The organism is Shinella sp. AETb1-6, assembly GCF_009826875.1.
Classification (GTDB): Bacteria; Pseudomonadota; Alphaproteobacteria; order Rhizobiales; family Rhizobiaceae; genus Shinella; species Shinella sumterensis.
The window spans coordinates 49,242-74,316 of sequence record NZ_WUMM01000008.1; the positions used below are offsets into that span (position 1 = coordinate 49,242).

Below are 25,075 nucleotides of genomic sequence, written 5' to 3' on the forward strand. Positions count from 1 at the left end.
CACCGCGCTGTCGGCCGGATCAGCCGAAATCGACCGCATGCAGGAGGCTGCCGTTGCGCTTCAGCCAGCGCTTGGCCTCCTCCGTCGCAGGGCAGAGCCTTTCGCACAAGGCCCAGAAGGCTGCACTGTGGTTCATCTCCTGGAGATGCGCCACCTCGTGGGCGGCGAGATAATCGATGACATGGGGCGGCGCCATGGCGATGCGCCAGGAGAAGCTGAGCGCGCCGTCCGCCGAGCAGGAGCCCCAACGGCTGCGGGTATCGCGCAGCGTCATCGACTTGACCTTGCGCCCGATCCGGCCGGCATGAACGGCGACCAGCCGGTCGAGATCCAGCCGCGCCTCCTTCTTCAGGAAATCGCAGATGCGGCGGGGAATGCTTTCCTCCATGCCGCCGACACGCAGCACCGCCTCGTCGTCCACCACCACCGCTTCGGTGATCCCGCGCAGGCGGCCCGTCGCCTCGATGCGATGGGACACGCCGCGGATCATGACATAGCCGCCATCGGCCAGTTCGTTCGTCGTGCGGAACCTCGCAAGCTTCGTCATCAGCCAGCCCTGGTGACGATCCAGAAAATCCTTGATGTCGCGCTCTGCGATGCCCGAGGGCACCGTCATGCGCAGCGCCCGGCCGCCGGGTTCGATGCGCAGCGTCAGGCGCGTCGCGCGCAGATCCCGCCGGATGGTGAGCGGCAGCTGCCGGCCGTTGACGTCGATCTCCCGCCGCTCCGGCGGAGGCGGTGACTTCAGGGCCTTTCTGGGCGTGCGGAACGAGGGAAACATGCTGTTCTTCTTAGCCGATTCGAGACCGTCTGAAACGGCCCAACAAAAAACCGGCGCTCGCGGCGCCGGTCGATTTCAGTGCTTGTCCAGCCTCTCCGCATCATGGCCAGGTTGACCCGGCCATGACGAGAGCGCAGGCGGCTTACGTTGCCGGGAAGCCGGGGACGTCGCCTTTGCCTTCGTTGCGGCGCTCGCGCATGAAGCGGTCGAACTCCTCCTGGTCCTTGGCGCGGCGAAGCTCGCGGACATAGGAATCGAATTCTTCACGCATCTCGTCGAGCTTGCGGCGTTCCTCGTCGAGGCGCGACAGTTCGGCGTCGCGCCAGTCGTCGAAGGCGACATTGCCCGTGGCACGGCGGAAGGCCGGGCCCTTGCCGCGGCCGAAGGCGCTGCGGCAGGAGGCGAACACGCCATCGACGGCATCATTGGCATCCTTCCTGAAGGACTTCAGGCGGTCGCCGAAGATGATGTAGGCCAGCATGGCGAGGCCGAGCGGCCAGAACACCACGAAGCCGAGCACCATCAGGGCGATGGTCGCGGGGGTCCAGTCGGGACGGATCAGGGCTGACTGATTCATGTGCAATCTTCCTCACGATCGGCGGAAACCACCTCGGTTTCCGGTGAATCCGATGTGGTTAGACCGCCGGTCGCGTTCAAGACAGCACAAGGTTAATTCGGGCAAGTGCCTGTAAACGGCCTGAAAAATCAGGCCGCACCGTCAGATTTGCCGCCCTTGATGACCCGTGGCACCGGTTTGGCCGGCTTGGCCCTGGACGCCTTGCCATGCGCCTGCACGAAGGAGACGATGCGCGGCGCGATCTCCTTGCGGAAGCGCGAGCCGTTGAAGACACCGTAATGGCCGACATCGGGCTGCATGTAGTGCATGCGCATGTCATCGGGGATGTTGGTGCAGATCGTCTGCGCCGCCTTGGTCTGGCCGACGCCGGAAATGTCGTCGTTCTCGCCCTCGACGGTCAAGAGCGCCACGTTGCGGATGGCGGTCGTGTCGACCGGGCGCGCGCGGTGCATCATCTCGCCCTTCGGCAGGGCGTGCTTCATGAACACGGTTTCTACGGTCTGGAGGTAGAACTCCGCCGTCAGGTCCATGACCGCGAGATATTCGTCGTAGAAATCGCGGTGCTTCTCGGCCGCGTCGCCGTCGTTCTTCACGAGATGGGCGAAGAACTCCTTGTGGGCGACGACGTGGCGGTCGAGGTTCATCGACATGAAGCCCGACAGCTGCAGGAAACCGGGATAGACCATGCGCATGAAGCCCGGCTGCGGCCACGGCACCGGCATGATGACATTGTCGCGGAACCACTCGATCGGCTTTTCTTTTGCCAGCTGGTTGACGGCGGTCGGGTTGATGCGCGTGTCGATCGGCCCGCCCATCAGCGTCATGGTGGAGGGCGCGAGCGGGTCGTCGTCGGCTTCCATCACCGCGACGGCGGCCAGCACCGGCACCGCCGGCTGGCAGACCGCCACGACATGGGTATCCGGCCCCAGCGCATGCAGCATCTGGATGACGTAATCGATGTAATCGTCGAGGTCGAAGCCGCCGTCGGCCAGGGGCACCATGCGCGCATCCACCCAATCGGTGATGTGCACCTCGGCATGCGGCAGCAGCGCTTCCACGGTGCCACGCAGCAGGGTCGCATAGTGGCCGGACATCGGCGCGACGATCAGGATCTTCGGGTCTTTGGGGTGGCCCGCCGGCAGACAGCGCTCGAAATGGATGAGATTGCAGAAGGGCTGCTTCCAGACGATCCTCTCATGCACGGACACGCTCTTGCCGTCGATGGTGGTCTGCGGCAGGTCGAAATCGGGCTTGCCATAGCGGCGGGTGCTGCGCTCGAGAACCTCGAAGCCCGCTGCCATCGTGCGGCCAAGATAGGTGTGCGCGAGCGGGTTGAGCGGGTTGCGGAAGGCGATCCGCATCTGGTCGGCCGCCGCGCGCCAGGGCGCCATCATCGCATGGTTGAGTTCATAGAGCTGATAATACATCGGTCGCGTTATCCCATTTCCCGATGCGGGGCGTTGGGCCGCCGCACCGTCTCACCCGGTTTCCGCAGTTGCGAAAACACTAACAGGTTTTCGCTGCGTGGCAACATGCCACGCCGGCATCCTAGACGCGGGATCCTTTCCGGGAAATGAACGGGTTGCGGCCCGGCCCGCACCGCCGCGGTTCAGGCCGCGACGTGCACGATGGCCTTGATCAGCCCGGATTTCTGCGTTGCCCAGCGGGCGAGATCCTGGGGCGCCTCTTCCAGCGTGGTGCGGTGGGTGACGAGCGCCTCGACAGGCACCCGGCCTGCCCGCATGCTGGCCATGACGTGATCGAAATCGACGCGCAGCGCATTGCGGCTGCCGACCAGCATCATCTCGCGCTTGTGGAATTCCGGGTCGGAAAACCGGATCTCGTCCTTCACCACGCTCACCAGCACCAGCGTGCCGCCATGGGCGACATGGGCGAAAGCGCCCTCCATCGAGCCGGCGTGGCCGGTCGCGTCGAACACGACGTCGAAGCCCTCGCCATCGGTCATCCGCGCGACATCGGCGGCGGCCGACGCGCCCGCAAGCAGGCCGTCCCGGAAGCCGAAACGCGTATCGGCCATGGCCAGCCGTTCGGCGGAGGTATCCATCATCGTGACCGCATGGCCGGCGATGCGCGAGAAGAGCGCGGTGCCGAGACCGATCGGCCCGGCGCCGATGACCAGCGCCCGCGACCCTTGCGGCGCCAGCGAGCGGCGCACGGCATGCGCGCCGATGGCCAGGAACTCGACCATGGCCGCGGCCTCGGGCGACAGCCCTTCGGCCGGATAGAGGTTTTCGCCGGGCACGACGATCTCCTCGCAGAAGGCGCCGTCCGTGTGCACGCCGAGCACGCGGATCGCCGTGCAGCAATTGGGCTTGCCCTTGCGGCAGGCAATGCAGGTGCCGCAGGAAATGTAGGGGTTGACCACCACCGTCATGCCGGTGGTCAGCCCGCTTTCGCCCGGCTCGACGACGGTGCCGGAAATCTCGTGGCCCATGATGCGCGGATATTCCAGGAACGGGTGCTTGCCCTCGAAAATGTGGTAATCGGTGCCGCAGATGCCGACATGGCTGACGGCGACGCGCGCCCAGCCCGGCGGAACGCTGGCCGGCGGCTCCCGTTCGACCAGCGCAAGGCGGCCGGGTTCAAGGCAGATGACGGCTCTCATCTCAGCGGCTTCCGCGGCGACGCAACTGGTCGAAATAGACGATCACGATGATCAGCAGGCCGGTGATGATGCGTTGCCAGAACGAATTGACGTTGAGCAGGTTGGCGCCGTTGTTGATGGTCGCGAGGATGAAGGCGCCGAGCAGCGGGCCGTGCACCGAGCCGACCGCGCCGAACAGGCTGGTGCCGCCGATCACCGACGAGGCGATCGCCTGGAGTTCCCAGCCTTCCGCCTGCGTGGCATTGCCGATGCCGATGCGCGAGGCGAGCAGCAGGCCGACGAAGGCCGCGCAGGTGGCCGACAGGATATAGGCGAGATAGATCGTGCGGTCGACATTCACGCCGGAAAGCCGCGCCGCCTCCTTGTTGGAGCCGACGGCGAAAAGATAGCGGCCGAAGCGCGAGAGATGGAGGAAGATGAAGGCGGGGATGCCCACCAGGATGACCATCCAGAACAGGCTCGGGATGCCCAGGAAATCCGCGCGGGAGAAGTTGGTGAACCCCTCGTGCGTGATCGAGATGGTGGAGCCGTTCGTGATCAGGAGGCCGATCCCGCGCAACGAGGTCAGCGTCGCCAGCGTGATGATGAAGGGCGGCAGGCCCATGCGCACGATGCCGAAACCGTGGAAGGCCCCGATCGCCACGCCCATCAGCAGCGTGAGGATGATGGCGGCCCAGAGCGGCACGCCGGCCTGCAGCAGCCAGGCGACGATGACGCTGGTGAAGCCGACAATGGCCCCCACCGAAAGATCGATGCCGGCGGTGATGATCACGAAGGTCTGGCCGACGGCGAGGATCGCCGTCATCGCGCCCTGGCGCAGCAGGTTCGAGATGTTGTTCGGCGACCAGAAGGCATTCGTTGCAAAGCCCAGCGCCACCCAGAGCGCCAGCAGGAGCCCGAGCAGCGTCAGGCCGAGCAGGATGTTCGTGCCCTTTCTGGGTGCCGGTGCGCTTTCCGTGGTCGTCTCAACGCTCATGTTCTTCTCCCTTTCTGCGCGACGCTCAGCCTGTCCTGCGCGATTGCGGACGAATGCCGCCGCGCAGTCCTGCCGGCACTGCTCTAACTGCCAATGGCCTGGGTCAGGACGTCCTCGTGCGTGGCCGCCCGGTGGTCGTGGCTGGCGACGAGCCGGCCGCCGCGGAAGACGTGCAGCCGGTCGGCAAGCTCGTAGACCTCCGGCAGGTAGGACGAAATCAGGATGATGCCCGCCCCCTGCTTGAGGAGCGCGCCGAACAGCCGGTAGATTTCCGCCTTGGTGCCGACATCGACGCCGACGGTCGGCTCGTCGAAGATGAAGAGCCGGGCGCCATGGCTCAGCCACTTGCCGATGACGATCTTCTGCTGGTTGCCGCCGGACATGGCCGAAGCGAGCACATGGCGCGACGGTGTCTTGATACGGAGGTCGGCGATCTGGCGCTCGGCGTTGCGGGCGGCATCGCCGCGCCTAATCGTCAGGCCCGAACTCAGCCGCTTGAGAACCGGCAGGTTGATGTTGAGCCCGATGGGCAGGTTGAGGCACAGGCCCTGGTCGCGCCGGCTTTCCGGCGCAAGCGCGATGCCGAGCGCCATGGCGACCCGCTCATTGGGAATGGAAACCTTGCGGCCCTCCCAGACGATCTCTCCGGCGGTCACGGGCTGGCGGCCGTAGAGGCCGAGCGCGAACTCGCTGCGTCCCGCCCCGATGAGGCCGTAGAGGCCGACGATCTCGCCGGCGCGGACCGTCATCGAGACATCCTCGAAACCCGGGCCGGACAGGCCCTTCGTCTCGACGATGACATCGCCGATGGGCACCTGCTCCTTGTGGTAGATCTGTTCGATCGAGCGGTTGATCATCAGGGCGATCAGCTCGTTCTCGTTGGTCTCGCCGATCAGGCGCGTGCCGACATGGGTGCCGTCGCGCAGCACGGACACGCGGTCGGCCAGTTCGAAGACCTCCTCCATGCGGTGGCTGATATAGACGACGGTGACGCCCTGATCGCGCAGGCGGCGGATGAGGCGGAAGAGCTGGGCCGATTCCTGGCGGGTCAGATAGGCCGTCGGCTCGTCGAAGATGATGAAGCGGATGCCGCGCATGGCGGCCTTGGCGGTGGCGACCAGCTGCTGCTGGCCGATGGTGAGGCTCTCCAGGCGCGCGCCGGCCGGCAAGTGGAAGCCGAGATCGTCCAGCACCGCCTGCGCGGCCTTTTCCATGGCGGCCTTGCGCATCAGGCCATTGCGGTTCATCTCATCGCCGAGGAACATGTTGGCGGCCACGGAGAGGTGCGGGCACAGCACGACTTCCTGATGCACCGCGTTGATGCCGCGGGAGATGGCCTCGGTGGGGGTGGCGAGCTGCACCGGCTTGCCGCACCAGAAGACCTCGCCCGCCGTGCGCCGGATAACCCCGGTCAGAAGCTTGATCAGCGTCGATTTGCCGGCACCGTTCTCGCCGACGATGGCGTGGATTTCACCCGCCAGGAAGCTGACCGTCACCGGCTTCAGCGCCTCCACGAGGCCGTATTTCTTCTGCAGGCCACGCAATTCGAGGATGGGCGCGCCGCGCGGCACGGTGTCGGATTCGGCAAGCCCGGCCTGGTCTTCATGCCGGCGGCTGAGTTCTTCGAGGCTGCTCATGGCGTTTTCTCCCGGACTGGGGACGGCATCCCGCCCGAAGCAGAGCCCGGGCGGGATGTGGCAGGGCCGCGAAGGCCCGGCCGATCAGTTGACCTTCGGGTTCAGCAGGGCGTCGATCTTGGGATCGGCCATGTTGTCCTTGGTCACGAGGTTGGCGCCGGTATCGACGAAGGTCTCGACCTTCTCGCCCTTGGAGACGGCGAGCGCCGTCTTCACGCCGTCATAGCCCATGCGGTAGGGGTCCTGTACGACGAGGCCGGCCAGCACGCCCTCCTTGAGGAAACCGACGGTCTTTTCGTCGCTGTCGAAGCCGATGACCTTGATCTTGTCCCCGAGCTTGTTTTCCGCGATCGCCTGGCCGACGCCCTGCGCCATGATGAGGTTGGAGGCGAAGACGCCGACGAGGTTCGGATTGGCGGTGATGAGGTCGGTCATGATGTTGAGGCCGGTCGTGGCCTGGCCGTCCGCATACTTGTCCGCGACCACCTTGAGGCCCGGATACTTGGTCTTCACCTCATCCAGGAAGCCTTCGCGGCGCTGGTCGAGCGAGCCGACGCCCGGAAGGCTGGTGATGATGGCGATGTCGCCCTCGTCCTTGCCCGTCGCGGCCTTGATGGCGGCGGCAAGCCCATCGGCGGCGATGCGGCCGCCCTGGACGTTATCGGTCGTCAGGAACGAGGTGAAGGCCTTGGAATCCGCCGACGAGTCGATGCCGATGATCGGAACGGACTTCGCCGCCTCGTCGATCGGCTTGCCGAGCGCCTTGAATTCCGTGGGCGAAATGACCACGGCGGCGGGTGCGCCGGCCACCGCGTTTTCGAGAATGGTGATCTGGCCGTTGATGTCGGCTTCCGACTGGGCGCCGAGTTCCGGCACCTTGACGCCGAGATCCTTGCCGGCCTGGCGCGCGCCGGCCAGCACGATCTGCCAGTAGAAGGAGGTGGTGTCCTTCACGATGATCGGAATGGTGACTTCCTGCGCGAAAGACGGCGCCGGGGTCATCGTGGCGAGGACTGCGGCACCCGCAAGCGCGGTGAAGGCGCGGCGGGTCAGAAGCGATCTTACAATGCTCATCTGGTTTCTCCTCTCAGGTGCTTCCTGTCCTCCTTGCGGGATCGGGTTGCAGGAAGCGAACAACTCGATCTTTTATCGATAAAAAACATTTATCGTTGCAAGCTACACCCGCTTCCATGCCTTGGCAAGCGGGGCATTTCTCTCTCGGAAACCTTGTTTTCCAGCACTCCAGTCCATGCCCTCGTCCTCCCAAACGACGGCGTCGGGTCCTAGACCCGGACGGATTCCTGCGGGTGCACGACACCCATCTTCAAGATCAGATTGCCATAAAGACGGGCTTCCGTCGTGGCCACAATGCAGGCCGCCTTGCGCGCCATCTCGTAGAAGGCGAAACGCTCGACCGGATGGATCGTGAAATCGCCCGCATGGCGATGCACGACCTCCTGAAAGGTGGAGCAGACCTCCGGCACCGCACCCGGATCGCCCACGACCTCCATGCGCCAGGCGGCCTTCGGCACGAAGGTATCGAGCGGCATGTGGGTCAGGATCGCCTCGGCCATCGCGACGGCATCCACGCCATCCGCGCGCACGACCCTGGGCCCGAGGAACGTCACCGGGAAATTGGCGTCGGCAATGACGATATCGTCGCCGTGGCCCATCGACCGCAGCGCATGCAGCAGGTCGGGACCGAGCAGGGGATGAATGCCTTTCAACATGGGTTTCGACCTTCCACGCTATTGCCGCACGGCCTCTTGCCCGAGTTCGGGCGCGACCAGCGTATACGGCTCGAAAGCCGGGTAAATGTTTTGGGGCAGCGGCGCGCGCGCCAGCTGCATGTTCCGGCGTAGGCTCTCGGGCCGCGCGGTGCCGATGAGGATGGAGGCGACGGACGGGTTTTCCAGCGGGAACCGCAGCGCCGGCGCGGCGAGCGGCACGCCGTTCCTCTCCGCGACCTCCACCATCGCGCCGACCTTGGCGGCGACGTCCGATGTCGCCGGCATGTAATCGAAATGCGCGCCCTCGACCGGTCCGGTCGCGAGAATGCCGGAATTGAACACACCGCCCACCACCAGCGACGTTCCCCGCGCCGCGCAGAGCGGCAGGAGCGCGCTCTCGGCCGTGCGGTCCAGCAATGTGTAGCGTCCGGCGAGCAGGATGCAGTCGAGATCGGCGTGGCGCATGACATCGAGGCAGACCGGCACCTCGTTCACGCCGAGCCCATAGGCCTTGATCGCGCCCGACGCTTTCAGTTCCGACAGCGCCTTCAGGCCGGAATCGAGCAGCTGGCGCAGATGGAAGGCGTTGCGTTCGGCACCGTGCGTATAGACCCCGATATCGTGCACATAGAGGATATCGATGCGGTTGAGGCCAAGGCGTGCATGGCTGAGCTCCACCGAGCGCATGATGCCGTCATAGCTGTAGTCGTAGCGCACATCGAAGGGCAGCGGATCGACATAGCCGTAGTCCGGCACCTTGTCGTCGGCGACGGGAACCATGATGCGGCCGACCTTGCTGGACAGCACATAGCTTCCCGACGGCTTGTCGCGCAGGAAATCGCCGGTGCGGCGCTCCGCCAGGCCGAAACCGTACCAGGGCGCGGTATCGAAATAGCGGATGCCCTCGTCCCACGCCGCTTCGAGCGTCGCCATCGCCGCGTCGCGCGGGCAGGCCCGGTACAGGCCCCCAAGCGCTGCCGTGCCGAAACTGAATTCGGTGACGGCAAGGCTGGTGCGCGCGATGTTGCGTGTCTTCATGGATCCTCCCGGCCGGCGTCCTCCCGCCGGCTATTTGTCTTTTATCGACAATAGACAGATCGCCGTCAATGGGTAATATGAAGTCCCCAACGCAACAGGACGGCGCGCACCCCGCCAGGACATCTGGCCATTCGCCCGCTCAGCCGCTAAGGGGCGCAGGACACAACGAACGGCAGCATTCATGGCCAAGCAGAACACCGTCTTCAAGGACGCCTTCAACCGCTGCCTCAAGCTTCTGGAACAGACGGCGAGCCTGCCTTCGGAACCGGAACTGGGCGCCACGCTCGGCGTGAGCCGCACCACCGTCCGCGCGGTGCTCGGGCGGCTGGAGGAGGTGGGCCTCTTGGCCTGGGACAAGCGGCGCAAGATCGTGCTCCGCAAGCCCGTGGCGGCCGACTACTTTCCGACGGAAGAGACGGATTCGCTTTCCGAGATCATCGAGCGCAGCTTCATGCGCCGGATTCTCGACGGCGGCGCGCAACCCGGCATGCAGATCAACGAACTGGAACTTGCCCGCGAGATCGGCATCGGCACGACGGGCGTGCGCGAATTCCTGATCCGCTTCAGCCGCTTCGGCCTGATCGAGAAGCGGCCCAACAGCCATTGGGTGCTGAAAGGCTTTACCCGGGAATTCGCGCTCGAACTCACGGAGGTGCGCGAGATCTTCGAGCTGCGGTCGGCGGCGGCCTTCGCGCATCTTCCGAAGGATCACGCGGCCTGGCAGGAGCTGGACGCCATCGAGGCCGTGCACCGTGACATCCTGGCCGACATCGACAATCGTTACCTGGATTTCTCCGAGCTCGACGAGCGCTTCCATCTTCTGGTGCACCGCGCCTCGCGCAACCGCTTCATCGTCGACTTCTACGACGTGATCGCCATCGTCTTCCACTATCACTACCAGTGGAACAAGACGAATGCGCGCCAACGCAATGCCCGCGCGCTGGAGGAACACCTGGCCTATATCGCGGCCTTGCGCTCGCGCGACCCGATCGAGATCGAGCTGGCCTGCCGCCAACACCTGAAATCCGCCCGCGAAACCCTGCTTCAGTCCATCAACTGACGGAGCCGCCATGGCCACGCCGATCCTGCAATTCGGAACCAGCCGCTTCCTCCAGGCGCATGCCGACCTCTTCGTCGACGAGTCCCTGAGAAGCGGCGGCGCGCTCGGCCGCATCACGGTGGTGCAGACCACGGGCGCGGCGGAACGCGCCGGCCGGCTCACCGCACTTGCGGCTCCGGGCGGCTATCCCGTCATCATCCGCGGCCGCAAGGACGGCCGCGACATCGAACGGCGGCAGCAGGTCGAAAGCATCGCCCGCGCGCTTTCGACGGCAAGCGACTGGGACGCGGTGCGCCAGGTCTTCCGTGACGAAGCCGCCGTTATCATCTCCAATACCGGCGATACCGGCTATCGGGTCGAGGCCGACGATCTGCGCGATGCGGTTCCCGCGTCCTTTCCCGGCAAGCTGCTGGCCCTTCTCCAGGCGCGCTTTTCGGCGAACGGCCGGCCGCTCACCATCCTGCCCTGCGAGCTGGTGTCGCGGAACGGCGACGTGCTGAAGCGGATCGTGCTGGAGCTCCAGGCCGATCGTTACCCGGATTCCGCTTTCCGGGACTGGCTGGCGAACACCGTCATCTGGGCCAATACGCTGGTCGACCGGATCGTTTCCGAACCGCTCGAGCCGGCGGGAGCGATCGCCGAACCCTATGCGCTCTGGGCGATCGAGGCGCAGCCGGGCCTCACCCTGCCCTGCCGCCATCCCGACATGGTGCTGGTCGACGACCTCACGCCTTTTGAAAAGCTCAAGCTGCACATCCTCAATCTCGGCCATACCGTTCTGGCGGATATCTGGATGCGGGAGAGCCGGCCGGCCGACGAGACGGTGAAGGCCATTCTGGCCGATCCCGCTGTTCGCGCACGGCTTCTCTCACTCTATCGCGACGAAGTCGTTCCCGGTTTTGCCGCGCACCGCCTTGGCGCAGAGGCCGAGGCCTATGTTGCGGCAACGCTGGAGCGCTTCGACAATCCGTTTCTGGCGCACCGCCTGCGCGATATCGCGAACCATCATGCGGAAAAGCGTGCCCGCCGCATCGGCGATTTCCTGGCCTGGAGCCCGTCCGTCCCGATGCCGGGACTGGCCGCTATCGCCTGCGGTCAGTAACCGCCACCGCGCGCCGCCGGAGCGGCCTCGCCGAGAAACTGGCGACGCAGGTCGCCCACGGCCGCGACGAGGCAGTTGACGTCGGTGCCGATCGCCATGAAATCCGCGCCGAGATCGCGATAGACCGCAGCCTGCGGCAGCGAGACCGTCATGATGCCGCGAGCCTTGCCATGGGCCTTGATCCGGCTAAAGGCATGGGTGATCGCGGCCAGCACCTCCGGCGCGCCGGGATTGCCGAGATGGCCCATGTCGGCGGCGAGGTCGGACGGGCCGATGAAGACGCCGTCGACACCCTCGACCGTCGCGATCTCGTCGATGGCGGCGAGGCCTGCGCGGTTTTCCACCTGCACGATGAGGCAGATCTCGTCATTGGCGGTGGTCACGTAATCCGCCACGCGGTTGAAATCGCTCGCCCGGCCAAGGCCCGCGCCGACACCGCGGATGCCGTGCGGCGGATAGCGCAGCGCCCGCACCAGCGCCCTGGCCTGTTCGGCGGATTCGACCATGGGAATGAGGAAGGTCTGGGCGCCCTGATCGAGCAGCTGCTTGAGAATCCAGGCCTCACCCATCGGCGGGCGAACCATGGCATGCGTCGGCGTATGGCGCAGCGCGCCGAGCTGGGCGCCCATCAAGGGCACGTCGTTGGGGCCATGCTCGCCGTCGATCAGCAGCCAGTCATAGCCGCTGGTCGCGAGGATTTCGGCCGCATAGGCGCTGCCGAGCGCTGCCCAGAGTCCCAGCTGGAACCGGCCTTCGCGCAGCGCGGCCTTGAAGGTGTTTTTCGGAGCGGACACGGTCTTTCCCTTCTTCAAACGCAAACCGGCCGGCAAGCGCCGGCCGGAAACATCAAACCCTTGCCTGATCTCAGCCGATACCGCCGAGGCAGACATATTTGATTTCAGTGAACTCCTCGATGCCGTAGCGCGAGCCCTCGCGGCCGAGGCCGGAGAGTTTTACGCCGCCGAAGGGCGCTTCGGCCGTCGAGATGAGGCCGGTATTGACGCCCACCATGCCGTATTCCAGCGATTCGGCCACGCGGAACACCCGCGACAGGTCCTTGGCATAGAAATAGGAGGCAAGGCCGAACTCCGTATCGTTGGCCTGCGCGATCACATCGTCCTCGTCCTTGAAGCGGAAGAGCGGTGCGACCGGACCGAAGGTCTCCTCGCGCGCCACCGCCATATCGGGCGTCACGCCGGCAATGACCGTCGCCTCGTAGAAGGTGCCGCCCAGTTCATGGCGCTTGCCGCCCTGGATGACCTTGCCGCCCTTCCTGACAGCATCGGCCACATGCTCCTCGACCTTCTCCAGCGCGGCCTCGTCGATCAGCGGCCCGAGGATCACGCCCTCGTCGAAGCCGTTGCCGGTCTTCAGCTTGCCGACGGCGGCCGCGAGCTTTTCGGAGAAGGCATCATAGACGCCGTCCTGCACGTAGAGCCGGTTGGCGCAGACGCAGGTCTGGCCGTTGTTGCGGAACTTGGCGATCATCGCGCCCTCGACGGCCGCATCCAGGTCGGCATCGTCGAAGACGATGAAGGGGGCATTGCCGCCAAGTTCCAGGCCGAGCTTCTTGATGGTCGGCGCGCACTGCTTGTAGAGCTCGGCGCCGATTTCCGTCGAGCCGGTGAAGGTGAGCTTGCGCACGGTCGGATTGGCGGTCAGTTCCGCACCGATCTCGCGGGCCGAGCCCGTGACGACGGAGAACAGGCCGGCGGGCAGGCCGGCGCGCTCGGCCAGCACGGCAATCGCAATGGCCGAGAACGGCGTCTGCGAGGCCGGCTTCAGCACCATGGCGCAGCCGGCGGCGAAGGCCGGGCCGGCCTTGCGGGTGATCATCGCATTGGGGAAGTTCCACGGCGTGATGGCCGCGACCACGCCGATCGGCTGCTTCATCACGAGGATGCGCTTGTCCTTCTGGTGGCCGGGCACGATATCGCCATAGAGACGGCGGGCTTCCTCGGCGAACCACTCGATGAAGCTTGCGCCATAGACGATCTCGCCGGTGGCTTCCGCCAGCGGCTTGCCCTGTTCCAGGGTGAGGATGCGGCCGAGATCGTCCTTGTTCTCGATCATCAGGTCGAACCACTTGCGCAGCACCGCAGAGCGTTCCTTGGCGGTGCGCGCCGCCCAGCCCTTCTGGGCTGCCGCGGCCGCGTCGATGGCCTCCTTCGTCTCCGCAGCACCGAGCTTCGGGACATAGCCGACCAGCTCACCCGTCGCCGGGTTCTTCACCGCGATGCCGCTCCCATCCGCTTCGATCCAGCGTGTGCCGACAAGGGCTGCCTGGCGCAGCAGGCTCGGGTCTTTCAGGCTCATCGGTAATTCTCCCATGTCACGATGCCATCCGGTCTTCGACCAGTGTTATAGGGCGTCAGCCACCCCTTCGACAATGCGACAGACATGCAATTTTGGCGCTTCGCAGCGGCCGGGCGCGGGTCTAATGTTGCAACGCACAGTCTGACATTCGAGGTTCGCAATGACCCATCCGACCGGCCGCAAGGCCGACCACACCATCGATCCGATCTTTCTCGACCGCTGGTCGCCCCGCGCCTTTACCGGCGAAGCCATGCCGCAGGAGACGCTGCTGTCGCTGTTCGAAGCCGCCCGCTGGGCGCCGTCGGCCGCCAACAGCCAACCGTGGCATTTCGTCTACGGCCACCGCGGCACGGAAGCCTTCGACACGATCTTCAACACGCTTTTCGAGGGCAACCGCCGCTGGGCAGACAAGGCCTCGGTGCTCGTCGCCATCGTGTCGCAGACCCATATTCCCAATGCCGAAGGCGAGTTGCGCCCGGCCTTTACCCATGCCTTCGATACCGGCGCGGCCTGGGCCTATCTGGCACTGGAAGCGACGCGCGCCGGCTACCATGCCCATGCGATGGGCGGTGTCGACCGGGAGGCCCTGAAAGAGGTTTTGGGCATTCCCGACAATTTCCGGGTGGAAGCAGCGCTTGCCATCGGCAAGATCGCACCGAAGGAGACGCTGCCGGAAGACCTGATGCAGCGCGAAGTGCCGAGCACGCGCAAACCCGTCACGGCCTTCATTTCCGAAGGCAAGTTCTCCGCCTGAGCCCGATATGAAAGAGCCGCCCCGCGGGCGGCTCTTTATCATCAGATGTCCAGGTTGGCGACGCTCAGCGCGTTTTCCTGGATGAAATCGCGCCGCGGCTCCACCTCGTCGCCCATCAGGCGGGCAAACAGGCCGTCGGCGTCGGTGGCGTCGTTGACCTTGACCTGCAACAGCGAGCGGACGTTCGGATCGAGCGTCGTTTCCCACAGCTGTTCGGCGTTCATTTCACCTAGGCCCTTGTAACGCTGCATGGACAGGCCCTTGCGGCCGGCGGCGAAGACGGCGTCCAGAAGGGCGCGCGGACCGGTGATCTCCGTCTGGCCATCCTTGCGGCGCAGCACCGGCGGCACCGCGTAGGTTTCCTTCAGGCGCGCGGAGAGCTGATCGATATGGCGCGCATCGGCAGAGCCGATCAGGGCCATGTCGAGATGGGCGAATTCCTTGACGCCGCGCACCATGCGCTCGAACCGCAGGCCGCCATCGGTTGCGACGGAGCCCTCCCAGCCACGCTCTGTCTCCTCGGCGATGATATCGAGGCGGCGGGCGACTTCCGTTGCCATGACGGCATAGGCATCGCGGTCGTGGCTGGTTTCGAGGTTCAGCGCGCCGGCAATGGCGGCCTGCTCGATGAGATCACGGTTGTAGCGCGAATGCAGGCCTTCAAGCAGCGTGCGCAGGCGCAGCGCATCCTGGATGAGCTCCATGATATCGCGCCCGACGCGCACTTCGCCCGTCGAAAGCTCCAGCGCCGCATCATCGAGGCCGGTGCCGATCAGGTAGTCTTCCAGCGCCTTTTCGTTTTTCAGGTACTGGCTCGATTTGCCGCGCGACACCTTATAGAGCGGCGGCTGCGCGATATAGAGATGGCCGCGCTCGATCAGCTCCGGCATCTGGCGGAAGAAGAAGGTGAGCAGCAGGGTGCGGATATGGGCGCCGTCCACGTCGGCGTCTGTCATGATGATGATCTTGTGGTAGCGCAGCTTGTCGGCGTTGAACTCGTCCTTGCCGATCGACGTGCCGAGCGCGGTGATCAGCGTGCCGATCTCCTGGCTGGAGAGCATCTTGTCGAAGCGCGCGCGCTCCACGTTGAGGATTTTCCCGCGCAAGGGAAGAATGGCCTGGTTCTCGCGCGAGCGGCCCTGCTTGGCCGAGCCGCCGGCCGAATCGCCCTCGACGAGGAAGACTTCCGACTTGGCGGGATCGCGCTCAGAGCAGTCGGCGAGCTTGCCGGGCAGCGAGGAGATGTCGAGCGCGCCCTTGCGGCGCGTCAGTTCGCGCGCCTTGCGGGCGGCCTCGCGGGCGGCAGCGGCCTCGACGACCTTGCCGATCAGCGTCTTGGCATCGGCCGGATGCTCTTCCATCCAGGTGCTGAGCGCCTCGTTGACGAGGCTTTCCACGACGGGACGAACCTCCGACGACACCAGCTTGTCCTTGGTCTGCGAGGAGAATTTCGGATCGGGCACCTTCACCGAGAGAACGGCGGTCAGGCCTTCGCGGCAGTCATCGCCGGTCAGCGTGACCTTTTCTTTCTTCATGATACCGGAGCTTTCGGCATAGGAGACGACCTGACGCGTCAGCGCGCCGCGGAAGCCCGCCATATGCGTGCCGCCATCGCGCTGGGGAATGTTGTTGGTGAAGCAGAGCACGTTCTCGTGGTAGCTGTCGTTCCACCACATGGCGACTTCGACGGTGATGCCGTCCTTCTCGCCGCGGATGGAGATCGGCTTGTCGACCAGCGGCTTCTTCGCCCGGTCGAGGAAGGTCACGAAGGCTTCGAGGCCGCCTTCGTACATCAGCTCGTCCTGCTTGATATCCGAATGCCGGCGATCGGTCAGGAGGATGCGCACGCCGGAATTGAGGAAGGCGAGCTCGCGCAGGCGGTGTTCCAGCGTCGAATAGTTGAAATCGATATTGGAGAAGGTCTCCGTCGAGGGCAGGAAGGTGACTTCCGTGCCGGTCTCGTTGCCGGCATCACCCGTTACGGCCAGCGGGCCGTCCGCGACGCCGTGGGTGAAGGACATTTCGTGGATCTTGCCGCTGCGGCGGATCTTGAGCTTGAGCTTGACGGAGAGCGCGTTCACCACAGACACGCCCACGCCGTGCAGGCCGCCCGAAACCTTGTAGGAGTTCTGGTCGAATTTGCCGCCGGCATGGAGCTGGGTCATGATGACCTCGGCCGCCGACACGCCCTCTTCCTTGTGGATGTCGGTCGGGATGCCGCGGCCGTTGTCCGTCACGGTGACGGAACCATCCGGATTGAGCGTGACCGTCACGATATCCGCGTGTCCCGCCAGCGCCTCGTCGATCGCGTTGTCGACGACTTCGTAGACCATGTGGTGCAGGCCCGAGCCGTCATCGGTGTCGCCGATATACATGCCGGGGCGCTTGCGCACCGCGTCAAGCCCCTTCAGAACCTTGATCGAATCTGCGCCATACTCGGCCGGGCCGTTTTCGGTCTCGGGTGTGTCAGTCATACAAACGTCTTTCCAGAGGTTTCGCGAAACGCGGGAGGCGCGGCGAATCACCGCTTTCCAAGTCCCTGAATATAGGGATTTTGGGCCCAAGTTCCAAATCGGAGAGCACCGAAAACCGGCAGAATTCAGGGTATCTTCAGGGTTTTACCCGGGAATTGCACGCTTTTTCGAGAATACCCGCCAGACGGCGGACGGTCGCCGGCGGCAGATTGCGGATCTCGGCAGAAAGCCGGTTGGCAAAGGCGGTATATTCCGGCGGAAGACCCGATGTATCCACCACCACGCGGGGGTCGGAAATCTGGGCGATACGGAACAGTTCTTCCGCCTCGTCCCAGATGACGTTGAAGTAACCGGCGACGCGCTGGAGGAAATCGAAACTCGGCGTGCCGCGCTTGCCATGCTCCAGCGCCGAGAGATAGGCCGGGCTTACGCCAAGGGCCGCCGCCATCTCCTTTTGCGAAACGCCCTTGCGATCGCGCAGGTGGCGCACGGCCTTGCCGAAGGGCGTGGTCATCGTTTCTCTCCCGGCTGGCGGGCGAGCCGGACATAGAGCGCGCCGTCGCCGCCATGGTTACGGGCAGCGGGCTCGTAGGACGAGATGAGCGGCCGGAATTCCGGCAGGGAGAACCAGAGCGGCACCGCCCGCTTCAGCGCGCCGTCGCTGCCGAGCGACGTGCCCTTGCCGGTGATGACGAGCACATGGCGCATGCCGCGCTCGTGGGCGCGGATAAGGAAGCCGAGCAGAAAGCCGTGCGCCTCGCTCTGGACCATGCCGTGCAGGTCGATGCGCGCCTCCAGCGCCAGGCGGCCCTTGGCGATCTTGCGCTTGACGGGAAGCTCCAGCGGATGGTGCCTCGTCTCCTTGCCGCGGCCGGCGCTGAGCGCGATGCCTTCGCCGGCCGGCTTCTCCGCCTTGGCCTTTTTCGGTGCGGGGACCGGCTGTTCCCCGGCGATCTCGATGAAGGCCGCCTCGAATTCGCTCAGCGCGTCGAGCTTGCCCGGCATGGCGCGCGTGCTGCGCGCCACCTTGCCCCACAGAATGCGATCCTCGCTGGAAAGGTTCTTATCCTTCGGCATGCAGGTAGCGCTCCGCTGCCGCGCGGGGGAGGAGAATATGGAAGGTCGCGGGGTTGCGGACATGGCCCGCCAGCGCGCCCGCCGCGTCGCCCGATCCGGTGAAAATATCGCCGCGCGCCGGCCCGACGATGGCCGTGCCGGTGTCCAGCGCCAGCATCAGCCGCCGGAACGGCTTGCCGCCGTCCATATGGGTGAGGCTGTCGCTCGAGATGAAGAAGGGCAGGCCGAAAGTATGGATCATGCGGTCGACCGCAAGCGAGCGTCCGGCGACCAGCGGCACCTTGGCGGCGGCGATCGGCCCGAGGTCGATATCGTCGACTACGGCCTCCTTGAAGAAGATGAAGGAGCGGTTGTGCCACAGGACGGCATCGACCTGGTCCTCATGGCGGGCGAGCCAGTCGCGGATCGAGGCCATCGAGACGGTTGCCGCATCGATCTCGCCGCGATCGATCAGGAGCTTGCCGATCGGCGAGAAGGGATGGCCCGACTTGCCGGCATAGGTGATGCGCTTGAGCGTGCCATCGGGGTAGACGAGCCGAGCCGCGCCCTGCACATGCGCGAAGAACACGTCGACCTTCGACCGGGCATAGGCGATTTCCAGCCCGCGCCCCGAGAGAAAACCGCGCTCGATTTCGCCGCGATCCGGATGCTCGACGAGGCCGCCCCCGGTCTTACGGCCGAAGGCGTAGCCGGCCGGAAAACCCGCCGGCCGATTGTCGTCGTCGATATCGACCAGGTCGTCCGGCCGACGATAGAACGGATAGCGATATTCCGCATCCGGCTCGGCACGCACGGCCACTTCCGGCTCGTAGAACGCGGTGACGAAGCCGGGCGCGCCATCGGCTTTCTCGATCAGGAAGGGAATGGTGTGGGCCTCGAAAAAGGTGCGCACGGCGTCCGCGCCTTGCGGGTCTTCGGCGACCACCGCATCCAGCAAGGACAAAAGCTCGCCGGCGGTGATGCCGAGCGAGCCTGTCTTGTAGGGCTTGACGTCGCGAATATGGTCGCGACAGCGGCGCATGGCCGCCATCAGCGGTGTCGGATCGTCCTCGTCCCAGCCGGGAATCGCGGAAAACCGGGCCGGAACCAGACGGTAGTCCATGACGCGTGCTCAGCCTTCCGATTCGGTGGCGATCAGTTTCCAGTTCGGATCGCGCGAGCGGGTGTCGCGGGCGAAGGTCCAGAGGTCGTTGACCTCGGCCACCGTGTCCGCATCGCCCTCGACCAGCTTACCTTCCTTGTCATAGGTGGCGGAAATCAGCTGGCTGACGATGCGCAACGTGATGTTCGCCTCACTGTCCTTGACCTCGGCGCCGACGATATCGGCCTTCTCGATGCCGACGAACGAGGACCGCACGACCTCGCCCTTGCTCTCGCGCTCGGAAATCGCGGCGTCGAAGCCTTCATAAACCTCGCGGGAGAGAAGGTTCTTCAGCGTCTTGCGGTCGCCATCGGCGAAGGCGACGACGATCATCTCATAGGCCATGCGCGCGCCGTCGATGAATTTCTTCGGCTCGAAGGACGGGTCGGTCTTGGCGAGCGCCCGCAGCGGCTCGTTGAGCGGCGTGCCGGGCGCGGCATAGGCATCGATGGCGGCGTAGGGGTTTTCATCCTCATCGAGGTCCCGCCGCGGCAGGGTGACGACCTTGCCGCGATCGGCCGAATCAGCCGGCTCCACGCCTTCCCGCTTGGAATAGGGATCGAACGGCGGGCGCTCGTTACCGGTGCGGCGGCCGAGCACACTGCGCAACTGGAGAAAGATCACCACCGCAGCCACGAGGAAGAAAATCGTTACAAAGTCGAATGAGCCCATTATCGATCCGCTGCCGGTTCCTGTTTTTAGTTATCTTCCCCATATAGTCCGCAACGGCGGATCATTCAAATGGCGATGACGTGAATGCGCCGGCCATCTGCTCGCGGTATCGGCTGACGGAAATCTATGCGACACTGGAGACCATGTTGAGACTTCTCTTTGCGTTCTTCTTTCTTCTCTTGCCGCTGGCGGAAATCGCCTGCTTCATCCTTGTCGGACGGCGGATCGGACTGATGCCCACACTCGGACTCGTCGTGCTCTCCGGCGTGGCCGGTATCGTGCTGATGCGCATACAGGGGTTCGGCGTGCTGGCCCGCATCCGCCAGTCCGGCCGTCAGGGCCGCGCGCCCGGCAAGGAACTGCTCGACGCCGCGATGATCCTGATTGCCGGCATCCTCTTCATCATTCCCGGCTTCCTGACCGATATCGTCGGGCTGGCGCTGTTTCTTCCGCCCGTGCGGACCTTTTTGTGGAACCGGCTGATGCGCAACATGGTTGTGGTGGATATCGGCAACATGCAGGGTGGAACGCGTCCGCAAACCGGACCGGACCGCACCATCGATCTCGACCGGGACGACTTCCATCGCGACGGCCGGCCCTGAGCCGAGGGTTGTAAGCCCATGGCCGAAATGCTAGATGGCCTGACTTTCCAGAGTCCCCGAGGATATTTCCATGACTGACGCAGCCACCCAGAACGACGCCGCGAACCCCTCGCTCAACATCCTTGCGCAGTATGTGAAGGACTTCTCCTTCGAAAATCCGGGTGCGCCGCGCTCGCTCCAGGCCCGCGACAAGGCCCCGGCGATCAATATCAGCGTCAATGTCAACGCCAACCCGCTGGCCGAATCCGATTTCGACGTCGTGCTTTCGCTGAACGCCGAAGCCAAGGACGGCGACAAGGTGCTGTTCAACGCCGAGCTGTCCTACGGCGGCGTGTTCCGCATCACGGGCTTCCCGCAGGAGCACATGCTGCCGGTTCTCTTCATCGAGTGCCCGCGCCTGCTCTTCCCCTTCGCCCGCCAGATCATTTCCGACGCCACCCGCAACGGCGGCTTCCCGCCGCTGATGATCGATCCCATCGATTTCGCGCAGATGTTCGCCCAGCGCATGGCCGAAGAACAGGTCAAGGCAAAGGTCCAGCCGAACTAAGCGGCCGAACCTCACGCACACGAAAACGCCCGGCCACATCGTGACCGGGCGTTTTTCTTTGATCGGTCGTGAGCCGGATTCAATCCCCGTATCTGGCCCAGATGGCTTTCGCGCCCATCTTCTCCACCATGGCGGCATGGGCGGCGCGTTCCTCCTGCGAAAGGCGGGGCGCAAGGGGCCTCGGCCGTATGCCGAGCGGCTGGATGATCTCGTCGTCCGCTTCGACCAGGGTCTTGCGGCCATTTTCGGCGGTGCCGAGACCGAGCGCCGCCTGCCGGCCGCCGATCATCTCGATATAGACTTCGGCGAGAAGTTCGGAGTCGAGGAGCGCGCCGTGCTTCGTGCGGTGCGAATTGTCGATGCCGTAGCGCCGGCAAAGCGCGTCCAGCGAGTTGGGACCCATCGGGTGCTTGCGACGGGCCAGCGCCAGCGTGTCCGTCACATATTCCATGGAGATGGGCGGCATGCCGAGCCGCTCGAATTCGGCATTGATGAAGCCCATGTCGAAATTGGCATTGTGCGCGACCCAGCGGGCGCCGGCGAAGAACGTGATGATCTCGTCCGCCACCTCGGCGAACGGCCGCTTGTCCTTCAGGAACTCATCTGTGATGCCGTGCACGGCAAGCGCATCCGGATGAACCTTGCGATCGCCCGGATTGATGAAGATGTGCAGCGTGCGGCCGGTCGGAAAATGGTTCTCCAGCTCAACGCCACCGATTTCGATGATGCGGTCGAGCTTGTTGTCGAGGCCGGTGGTTTCCGTATCGAAGATGATCTCGCGCATCCGTCCGTCGTCCTTTCAAAGTCCTGGCCGCGCCTCATGCGCGCTGGCGGTTCACATCGGGGATGTGAGTTCCGCAATCACCTCTTCCACCTGTTTGCGCGCCGCTTCAAGCCCCCGGCCCGTATCGATGATGAAATCGGCCCGCCGGCGCTTCTCCGCGTCCGGCATCTGGCGCGACAGGATCAGTTGGAATTTCTCCTCGGTCATGCCCGGGCGGGCAAGGACACGCGCACGCTGCGTCTCTGGATCGCAGGTCACGACGACCACCTTGTCCACCCGCGCTTCGCCGCCGGTTTCGTAGAGCAGCGGGATATCGAGCACGACGAGAGGTACGCCCTTCTCCCGCTCCTTGGCGAGAAACGCCGCCTCACGCGCCCGCACGAGCGGATGAATGATCGCCTCCAGGTCGCGAAATCCGTCCGGCGCTTCGGCGAGGAGCGCCGACAGCGCCTTGCGGTCGATGACGCCATCCTTCAGCGCGCCGGGAAAACGCGCCGCCACCGGCAGCACCGCCTCCCCCCGATAGAGGTCGTGCACGGTCGCGTCCGCGTCATGCACGGGGATATCCAGATCGCGGAACATCGCAGCCGTCGTCGACTTTCCCGTGCCGATCGATCCGGTCAATCCCAGCACGATCATCAGTGCGCATCCATGTCGGCAAGCACGACTGCGCGCAGCGCCGCGTCGACCTGCGGGCGTACGCCGAACCATTTCTCGAAGCCCGGGACGGCCTGGTGCAGCAGCATGCCGAGACCGTCCACCGTCGCAAAGCCCTGTTCCTGCGCCTGGTGCAGGATCGGCGTGACGAGGGGCACATAGACGATATCCGTCACGACCGCGCCGGGCGCCAGCGGCGAGAAATCGAAATCCGGCGCCGGCTCTCCTTCCATGCCGAGCGACGTGGTGTTGATGAAAAGCCCCGCCCCGCTCAAGACCTCGGCCAGCGCATCCATGGCATGCGCATGAACTCGCGGCCCGAACCGGTCGGCCAGTTCGCGGGCGCGGGGTACGGTGCGGTTCAGCACATGGATTTCCCCCACGCCGCGATCGCGCACCGCCTGGATGATCGCCCGGCTCGCACCGCCGGCGCCCAGAACCACGGCACGGTCCGCCCTGTCCCAGCCCGGCGCAAGCGCATCGAGATTGGCCAGGAAGCCGTAGCCATCCGTATTGGTGGCGTGAAGCTCTCCCTCGTCGAGCCAGAGCGTGTTGGCCGCGCCGAGCTCCTCGCTCAGGGCATCCGGCCTGTCGGCCAGCTCGAAGGCCAGCTCCTTGTGCGGGATGGTGACATTCCCTCCAATGAAGCCGGATTCGCCGCTCTTGAGCCTTGATATGAAGCCGGCAAACTCAGTCGGTTCGACTTCCTGGCGCGTATAGTTTCCCGCGAGACCAAGCTTTTCCAGCCAGTGGCGGTGGATCAAGGGGGACCGCGAATGTTTGACCGGATAGCCCGTGACGAAGGCGCGGCGGGGGAATGTTTCACGTGAATCATGCATCAATGGCATCCAGATCGCGAAGTTTAGCCAGCAAGGGAAGCAGCGGCAGGCCGAGGATCGTGAAGTAGTCGCCCTCGATGCGCTCGAAGAGCTGCACGCCCTCCCCCTCCAGCTGGTAAGCGCCGACGCTGGCCAGAACACGGGTTCCGACCCGCGCGAGATGGCGGTCGATGAAATCGGACGACAGCGGCCGCATCGTGAGATGGGCGACGGACACGTGACGCCACAGCACCGTCCCGTCCTGCACAAGCGCGACGCCGCAGTTCAGCGAGTGGGTACGGCCGGACATGGCGGCGAGATGCGACTTCGCTTCCCCCATGTCGGCTGGCTTGTGAAACACGCGGCCTTCCAGCGAAAGCGTCTGGTCCGAGCCGATCACCAGCGCACCGGGATTGCGGCCGGACACGTCGCGCGCCTTTTCAACGGCAAGCGCCTCGGCGATCACCTGCGGCGTCGGATTGCGTGCAGCAAGCGCGGCTTCTGCGGCGCGCTCGTCGATGGTCGCGGCCTCGGCCGTAAAGGCAAGGCCGGCATTCTCCATCAACATGCGGCGAAAGGGGCTTTGCGAAGCAAGGATGAGTGGCGGCGTCATGGCAATCTCCCGTTACCCCTCCGCGTTATCGAAGCTTGGGACGAAGAGCAACGATGGCGGCGGCCGTTTCCTCGATCGAACGGCGCGTGACATCGATGACGGGCCAGTTGTTGCGGGCACAGATGGCCCGGGCGTACTTCAGTTCCTCGGAAATCTGCGCGCGGTCGATATAGTCGTCACCACGAAAATCCTGGGTCTGGCCGAGCACCCGGTTCTGCCGCACCTGGGCGATCCGGTCGGTGGTGGCGATCAGGCCGACGATCAACGGCCGCCTGGCCTCCGACAGGCGCTCGGGCAGCGGCACGCCGAGCACGATCGGCACATTCGCCGTCTTGATGCCCCTGTTGGCGAGATAGATGCTGGTCGGTGTCTTCGACGTGCGGCTGATACCGATGAGAATGACATCGGCCTCCTCCAGATCGAGCGGAAGCTGTCCGTCGTCATGGTCCATCGTGAAGTTCAACGCATCGATGCGCGCGAAATAATCCGCGTTCATCACATGCTGCGCCCCGACGCGACGGCGCGACGGCGCGCCGAGATAGGACTGGAAGAGATCGATCACCGGCTCCAGCACGGAGACACAGGGTACGCCCATTTCCCGGCAGCGCTGGTCGATGATTTCCGAAAGCTCGCGGTCGACGACGGTGTAGAGCACGATGCCGGGGGCGCCATCGATCGCCTCGAGCACCGGCATGAGCTGCTTGCGATTGCGAATCAGCGGATAGACGTGCTCCAGCGCCTGGGAGGACTGGAATTGCGCGGCGGCGGCCCGGCCGGCGGCGATCAGCGTTTCGCCCGTCGAGTCCGAAATCAGGTGCAAATGAAAGTAGTTCTTGGTGCTGTCCACATTATCCTCCGCCCCCTGTTGATGACGCGGGACAAAGCGAAGCTAAGAACGGCCGGCGGGCGGAGGCAAGAGGATAAGTGCCGACTTGTCCACAATTGGCGATCGGCGGGAGACGGCGCGAAAGGGCATGTGGATAAGACTCACGGCCATGGCATAGTGTCGCTGTTGCCCACAGCCTGTCCACAGGCATGCGGTTTTGGAGGCCGCGGCAATCCGTTTGATTCCAAAGAGTGAATCGGCTTTTCC

General features: G+C 64.9%; 25 protein-coding genes and 2 pseudogenes. 5 read left to right on the plus strand and 22 right to left on the minus strand.

Features of this window, described 5'->3' with window-relative positions:
• Positions 1-19: 19 nt before the first annotated feature.
• The 9 genes from GR158_RS15485 to GR158_RS15525 all read right to left on the minus strand — a co-directional run bounded on the left by GR158_RS15485 (position 20) and on the right by GR158_RS15525 (position 9,365).
• Positions 20-781 (minus strand): M48 family metallopeptidase, encoded by a 762-nt coding sequence (locus tag GR158_RS15485; protein WP_160871688.1) that lies wholly within the window; start codon positions 779-781, stop codon positions 20-22.
• 142 nt (positions 782-923) lie between these two features.
• Positions 924-1,358, minus strand: coding sequence for a DUF2852 domain-containing protein (locus GR158_RS15490; RefSeq protein ID WP_134648576.1), 435 nt, complete (start codon positions 1,356-1,358; stop codon positions 924-926).
• A 128-nt stretch (positions 1,359-1,486) separates the two neighbouring features.
• On the minus strand, positions 1,487-2,785 hold the full coding sequence (gene phaZ / locus GR158_RS15495; protein WP_134648574.1) for a polyhydroxyalkanoate depolymerase: 1,299 nt from the start codon (positions 2,783-2,785) through the stop codon (positions 1,487-1,489).
• 182 nt (positions 2,786-2,967) lie between these two features.
• The gene (locus GR158_RS15500; protein WP_160871689.1) at positions 2,968-3,984 is read right to left on the minus strand and encodes a zinc-binding alcohol dehydrogenase family protein; all 1,017 of its coding nucleotides are present in this window, start codon (positions 3,982-3,984) and stop codon (positions 2,968-2,970) included.
• A 1-nt stretch (position 3,985) separates the two neighbouring features.
• Positions 3,986-4,960 (minus strand): ABC transporter permease, encoded by a 975-nt coding sequence (locus GR158_RS15505; protein ID WP_134648570.1) that lies wholly within the window; start codon positions 4,958-4,960, stop codon positions 3,986-3,988.
• A gap of 83 nt (positions 4,961-5,043) precedes the next feature.
• Positions 5,044-6,597, minus strand: coding sequence for a sugar ABC transporter ATP-binding protein (locus GR158_RS15510; protein ID WP_134648568.1), 1,554 nt, complete (start codon positions 6,595-6,597; stop codon positions 5,044-5,046).
• A gap of 84 nt (positions 6,598-6,681) precedes the next feature.
• The gene (locus GR158_RS15515; RefSeq protein ID WP_134648566.1) at positions 6,682-7,671 is read right to left on the minus strand and encodes an ABC transporter substrate-binding protein; all 990 of its coding nucleotides are present in this window, start codon (positions 7,669-7,671) and stop codon (positions 6,682-6,684) included.
• 209 nt (positions 7,672-7,880) lie between these two features.
• The gene (locus tag GR158_RS15520) at positions 7,881-8,327 is read right to left on the minus strand and encodes an RbsD/FucU family protein (protein ID WP_160871690.1); all 447 of its coding nucleotides are present in this window, start codon (positions 8,325-8,327) and stop codon (positions 7,881-7,883) included.
• Positions 8,328-8,345: 18 nt separating this feature from the next.
• Complete coding sequence (locus tag GR158_RS15525; RefSeq protein ID WP_160871691.1) at positions 8,346-9,365, minus strand: aldo/keto reductase; 1,020 nt, start codon at positions 9,363-9,365, stop codon at positions 8,346-8,348.
• A gap of 181 nt (positions 9,366-9,546) precedes the next feature.
• On the opposite strand from GR158_RS15525, the gene GR158_RS15530 reads away from it, so the two are divergent.
• Complete coding sequence (locus GR158_RS15530; protein WP_134648560.1) at positions 9,547-10,425, plus strand: GntR family transcriptional regulator; 879 nt, start codon at positions 9,547-9,549, stop codon at positions 10,423-10,425.
• Positions 10,426-10,435: 10 nt separating this feature from the next.
• Positions 10,436-11,527 carry a mannitol dehydrogenase family protein gene (locus GR158_RS15535; protein WP_160871692.1) on the plus strand — a complete coding sequence of 364 codons (1,092 nt, stop codon included), beginning with the start codon at positions 10,436-10,438 and terminating at the stop codon, positions 11,525-11,527.
• Here GR158_RS15535 and GR158_RS15540 read toward each other — a convergent pair.
• Both GR158_RS15540 and gabD read right to left on the minus strand, forming a co-directional pair.
• Complete coding sequence (locus tag GR158_RS15540) at positions 11,521-12,321, minus strand: HpcH/HpaI aldolase/citrate lyase family protein (protein ID WP_160871693.1); 801 nt, start codon at positions 12,319-12,321, stop codon at positions 11,521-11,523. The two genes, GR158_RS15535 and GR158_RS15540, sit on opposite strands and share 7 nt — an antisense overlap.
• Positions 12,322-12,391: 70 nt before the next feature.
• Positions 12,392-13,843 (minus strand): NADP-dependent succinate-semialdehyde dehydrogenase, encoded by a 1,452-nt coding sequence (gabD, locus tag GR158_RS15545; RefSeq protein WP_160871694.1) that lies wholly within the window; start codon positions 13,841-13,843, stop codon positions 12,392-12,394.
• Between the two features lie 160 nt (positions 13,844-14,003).
• Here gabD and GR158_RS15550 point away from each other — a divergent pair, with 160 nt between their 5' ends.
• Positions 14,004-14,597, plus strand: a complete 594-nt coding sequence (locus tag GR158_RS15550; protein ID WP_160871695.1) for a nitroreductase family protein — start codon at positions 14,004-14,006, stop codon at positions 14,595-14,597.
• 41 nt (positions 14,598-14,638) lie between these two features.
• Here GR158_RS15550 and gyrB read toward each other — a convergent pair whose 3' ends face one another.
• The 6 genes and pseudogenes from gyrB to GR158_RS15575 all read right to left on the minus strand — a co-directional run bounded on the left by gyrB (position 14,639) and on the right by GR158_RS15575 (position 19,961).
• Positions 14,639-17,071, minus strand: coding sequence for a DNA topoisomerase (ATP-hydrolyzing) subunit B (gyrB, locus tag GR158_RS15555; RefSeq protein ID WP_160871696.1), 2,433 nt, complete (start codon positions 17,069-17,071; stop codon positions 14,639-14,641).
• A gap of 136 nt (positions 17,072-17,207) precedes the next feature.
• A complete protein-coding gene (locus tag GR158_RS15560) occupies positions 17,208-17,585 on the minus strand; it encodes a helix-turn-helix domain-containing protein (RefSeq protein WP_134648548.1) in 378 nt (125 codons plus the stop codon).
• A pseudogene (locus GR158_RS25640) lies at positions 17,582-17,926 on the minus strand (Smr/MutS family protein); the annotation flags it as partial. The pseudogene GR158_RS25640 and the gene GR158_RS15560, both read right to left, overlap by 4 nt.
• 119 nt (positions 17,927-18,045) lie before the next feature.
• Positions 18,046-18,148 (minus strand): annotated as a pseudogene (locus tag GR158_RS25645) (DNA mismatch repair protein MutS); the annotation flags it as partial.
• Positions 18,135-19,250 carry a murein transglycosylase A gene (locus GR158_RS15570; RefSeq protein WP_160871698.1) on the minus strand — a complete coding sequence of 372 codons (1,116 nt, stop codon included), beginning with the start codon at positions 19,248-19,250 and terminating at the stop codon, positions 18,135-18,137. The pseudogene GR158_RS25645 and the gene GR158_RS15570, both read right to left, overlap by 14 nt.
• Positions 19,251-19,259: 9 nt before the next feature.
• Positions 19,260-19,961 (minus strand): Tim44/TimA family putative adaptor protein, encoded by a 702-nt coding sequence (locus GR158_RS15575; protein WP_134648542.1) that lies wholly within the window; start codon positions 19,959-19,961, stop codon positions 19,260-19,262.
• An 80-nt stretch (positions 19,962-20,041) separates the two neighbouring features.
• Here GR158_RS15575 and GR158_RS15580 point away from each other — a divergent pair, with 80 nt between their 5' ends.
• Positions 20,042-20,563: an FxsA family protein gene (locus GR158_RS15580; protein WP_371731668.1), complete on the plus strand. Its 522-nt coding sequence runs from the start codon at positions 20,042-20,044 to the stop codon at positions 20,561-20,563.
• A 70-nt stretch (positions 20,564-20,633) separates the two neighbouring features.
• Positions 20,634-21,110, plus strand: a complete 477-nt coding sequence (gene secB, locus GR158_RS15585) for a protein-export chaperone SecB (protein ID WP_134648540.1) — start codon at positions 20,634-20,636, stop codon at positions 21,108-21,110.
• Between the two features lie 79 nt (positions 21,111-21,189).
• On the opposite strand, the gene dnaQ is transcribed toward secB, so the two are convergent.
• From dnaQ to GR158_RS15610, 5 genes are read right to left on the minus strand one after another with little or no spacing between them, the layout of a single operon-like run.
• The gene (gene dnaQ, locus GR158_RS15590; RefSeq protein WP_160871699.1) at positions 21,190-21,894 is read right to left on the minus strand and encodes a DNA polymerase III subunit epsilon; all 705 of its coding nucleotides are present in this window, start codon (positions 21,892-21,894) and stop codon (positions 21,190-21,192) included.
• Positions 21,895-21,945: 51 nt separating this feature from the next.
• Entirely contained in the window at positions 21,946-22,533 is a 588-nt protein-coding gene (coaE, locus tag GR158_RS15595) for a dephospho-CoA kinase (RefSeq protein WP_160871700.1), read from the minus strand.
• Positions 22,533-23,390, minus strand: coding sequence for a shikimate dehydrogenase (locus tag GR158_RS15600; protein WP_160871701.1), 858 nt, complete (start codon positions 23,388-23,390; stop codon positions 22,533-22,535). The genes coaE and GR158_RS15600 overlap by 1 nt, the downstream gene beginning before the upstream one ends.
• Entirely contained in the window at positions 23,383-23,982 is a 600-nt protein-coding gene (locus GR158_RS15605; RefSeq protein WP_160871702.1) for a Maf-like protein, read from the minus strand. The genes GR158_RS15600 and GR158_RS15605 overlap by 8 nt, the downstream gene beginning before the upstream one ends.
• Before the next feature lie 25 nt (positions 23,983-24,007).
• Complete coding sequence (locus tag GR158_RS15610) at positions 24,008-24,829, minus strand: pyruvate, water dikinase regulatory protein (RefSeq protein WP_134648530.1); 822 nt, start codon at positions 24,827-24,829, stop codon at positions 24,008-24,010.
• Positions 24,830-25,075: the final 246 nt, after the last annotated feature.

Bases quoted from the DNA above. Each gene is read 5' to 3' on its own strand.
- GR158_RS15515 (WP_134648566.1), bottom strand. From the start codon at position 7,671: ATGAGCATTGTAAGATCGCTTCTGACCCGCCGCGCCTTCACCGCGCTT.
- gabD (WP_160871694.1), bottom strand. From the start codon at position 13,843: ATGAGCCTGAAAGACCCGAGCCTGCTGCGCCAGGCAGCCCTTGTCGGC.
- GR158_RS15550 (WP_160871695.1), top strand. From the start codon at position 14,004: ATGACCCATCCGACCGGCCGCAAGGCCGACCACACCATCGATCCGATC.
- GR158_RS15485 (WP_160871688.1), bottom strand. From the start codon at position 781: ATGTTTCCCTCGTTCCGCACGCCCAGAAAGGCCCTGAAGTCACCGCCT.
- GR158_RS15505 (WP_134648570.1), bottom strand. From the start codon at position 4,960: ATGAGCGTTGAGACGACCACGGAAAGCGCACCGGCACCCAGAAAGGGC.
- GR158_RS15500 (WP_160871689.1), bottom strand. From the start codon at position 3,984: ATGAGAGCCGTCATCTGCCTTGAACCCGGCCGCCTTGCGCTGGTCGAA.
- GR158_RS15600 (WP_160871701.1), bottom strand. From the start codon at position 23,390: ATGCATGATTCACGTGAAACATTCCCCCGCCGCGCCTTCGTCACGGGC.
- GR158_RS15530 (WP_134648560.1), top strand. From the start codon at position 9,547: ATGGCCAAGCAGAACACCGTCTTCAAGGACGCCTTCAACCGCTGCCTC.
- dnaQ (WP_160871699.1), bottom strand. From the start codon at position 21,894: ATGCGCGAGATCATCTTCGATACGGAAACCACCGGCCTCGACAACAAG.
- coaE (WP_160871700.1), bottom strand. From the start codon at position 22,533: ATGATCGTGCTGGGATTGACCGGATCGATCGGCACGGGAAAGTCGACG.
- GR158_RS15525 (WP_160871691.1), bottom strand. From the start codon at position 9,365: ATGAAGACACGCAACATCGCGCGCACCAGCCTTGCCGTCACCGAATTC.
- GR158_RS15520 (WP_160871690.1), bottom strand. From the start codon at position 8,327: ATGTTGAAAGGCATTCATCCCCTGCTCGGTCCCGACCTGCTGCATGCG.
- GR158_RS15575 (WP_134648542.1), bottom strand. From the start codon at position 19,961: ATGGGCTCATTCGACTTTGTAACGATTTTCTTCCTCGTGGCTGCGGTG.
- phaZ (WP_134648574.1), bottom strand. From the start codon at position 2,785: ATGTATTATCAGCTCTATGAACTCAACCATGCGATGATGGCGCCCTGG.
- GR158_RS15570 (WP_160871698.1), bottom strand. From the start codon at position 19,250: ATGGACTACCGTCTGGTTCCGGCCCGGTTTTCCGCGATTCCCGGCTGG.
- GR158_RS15510 (WP_134648568.1), bottom strand. From the start codon at position 6,597: ATGAGCAGCCTCGAAGAACTCAGCCGCCGGCATGAAGACCAGGCCGGG.
- GR158_RS15560 (WP_134648548.1), bottom strand. From the start codon at position 17,585: ATGACCACGCCCTTCGGCAAGGCCGTGCGCCACCTGCGCGATCGCAAG.
- secB (WP_134648540.1), top strand. From the start codon at position 20,634: ATGACTGACGCAGCCACCCAGAACGACGCCGCGAACCCCTCGCTCAAC.
- GR158_RS15535 (WP_160871692.1), top strand. From the start codon at position 10,436: ATGGCCACGCCGATCCTGCAATTCGGAACCAGCCGCTTCCTCCAGGCG.
- GR158_RS15605 (WP_160871702.1), bottom strand. From the start codon at position 23,982: ATGACGCCGCCACTCATCCTTGCTTCGCAAAGCCCCTTTCGCCGCATG.
- GR158_RS15490 (WP_134648576.1), bottom strand. From the start codon at position 1,358: ATGAATCAGTCAGCCCTGATCCGTCCCGACTGGACCCCCGCGACCATC.
- gyrB (WP_160871696.1), bottom strand. From the start codon at position 17,071: ATGACTGACACACCCGAGACCGAAAACGGCCCGGCCGAGTATGGCGCA.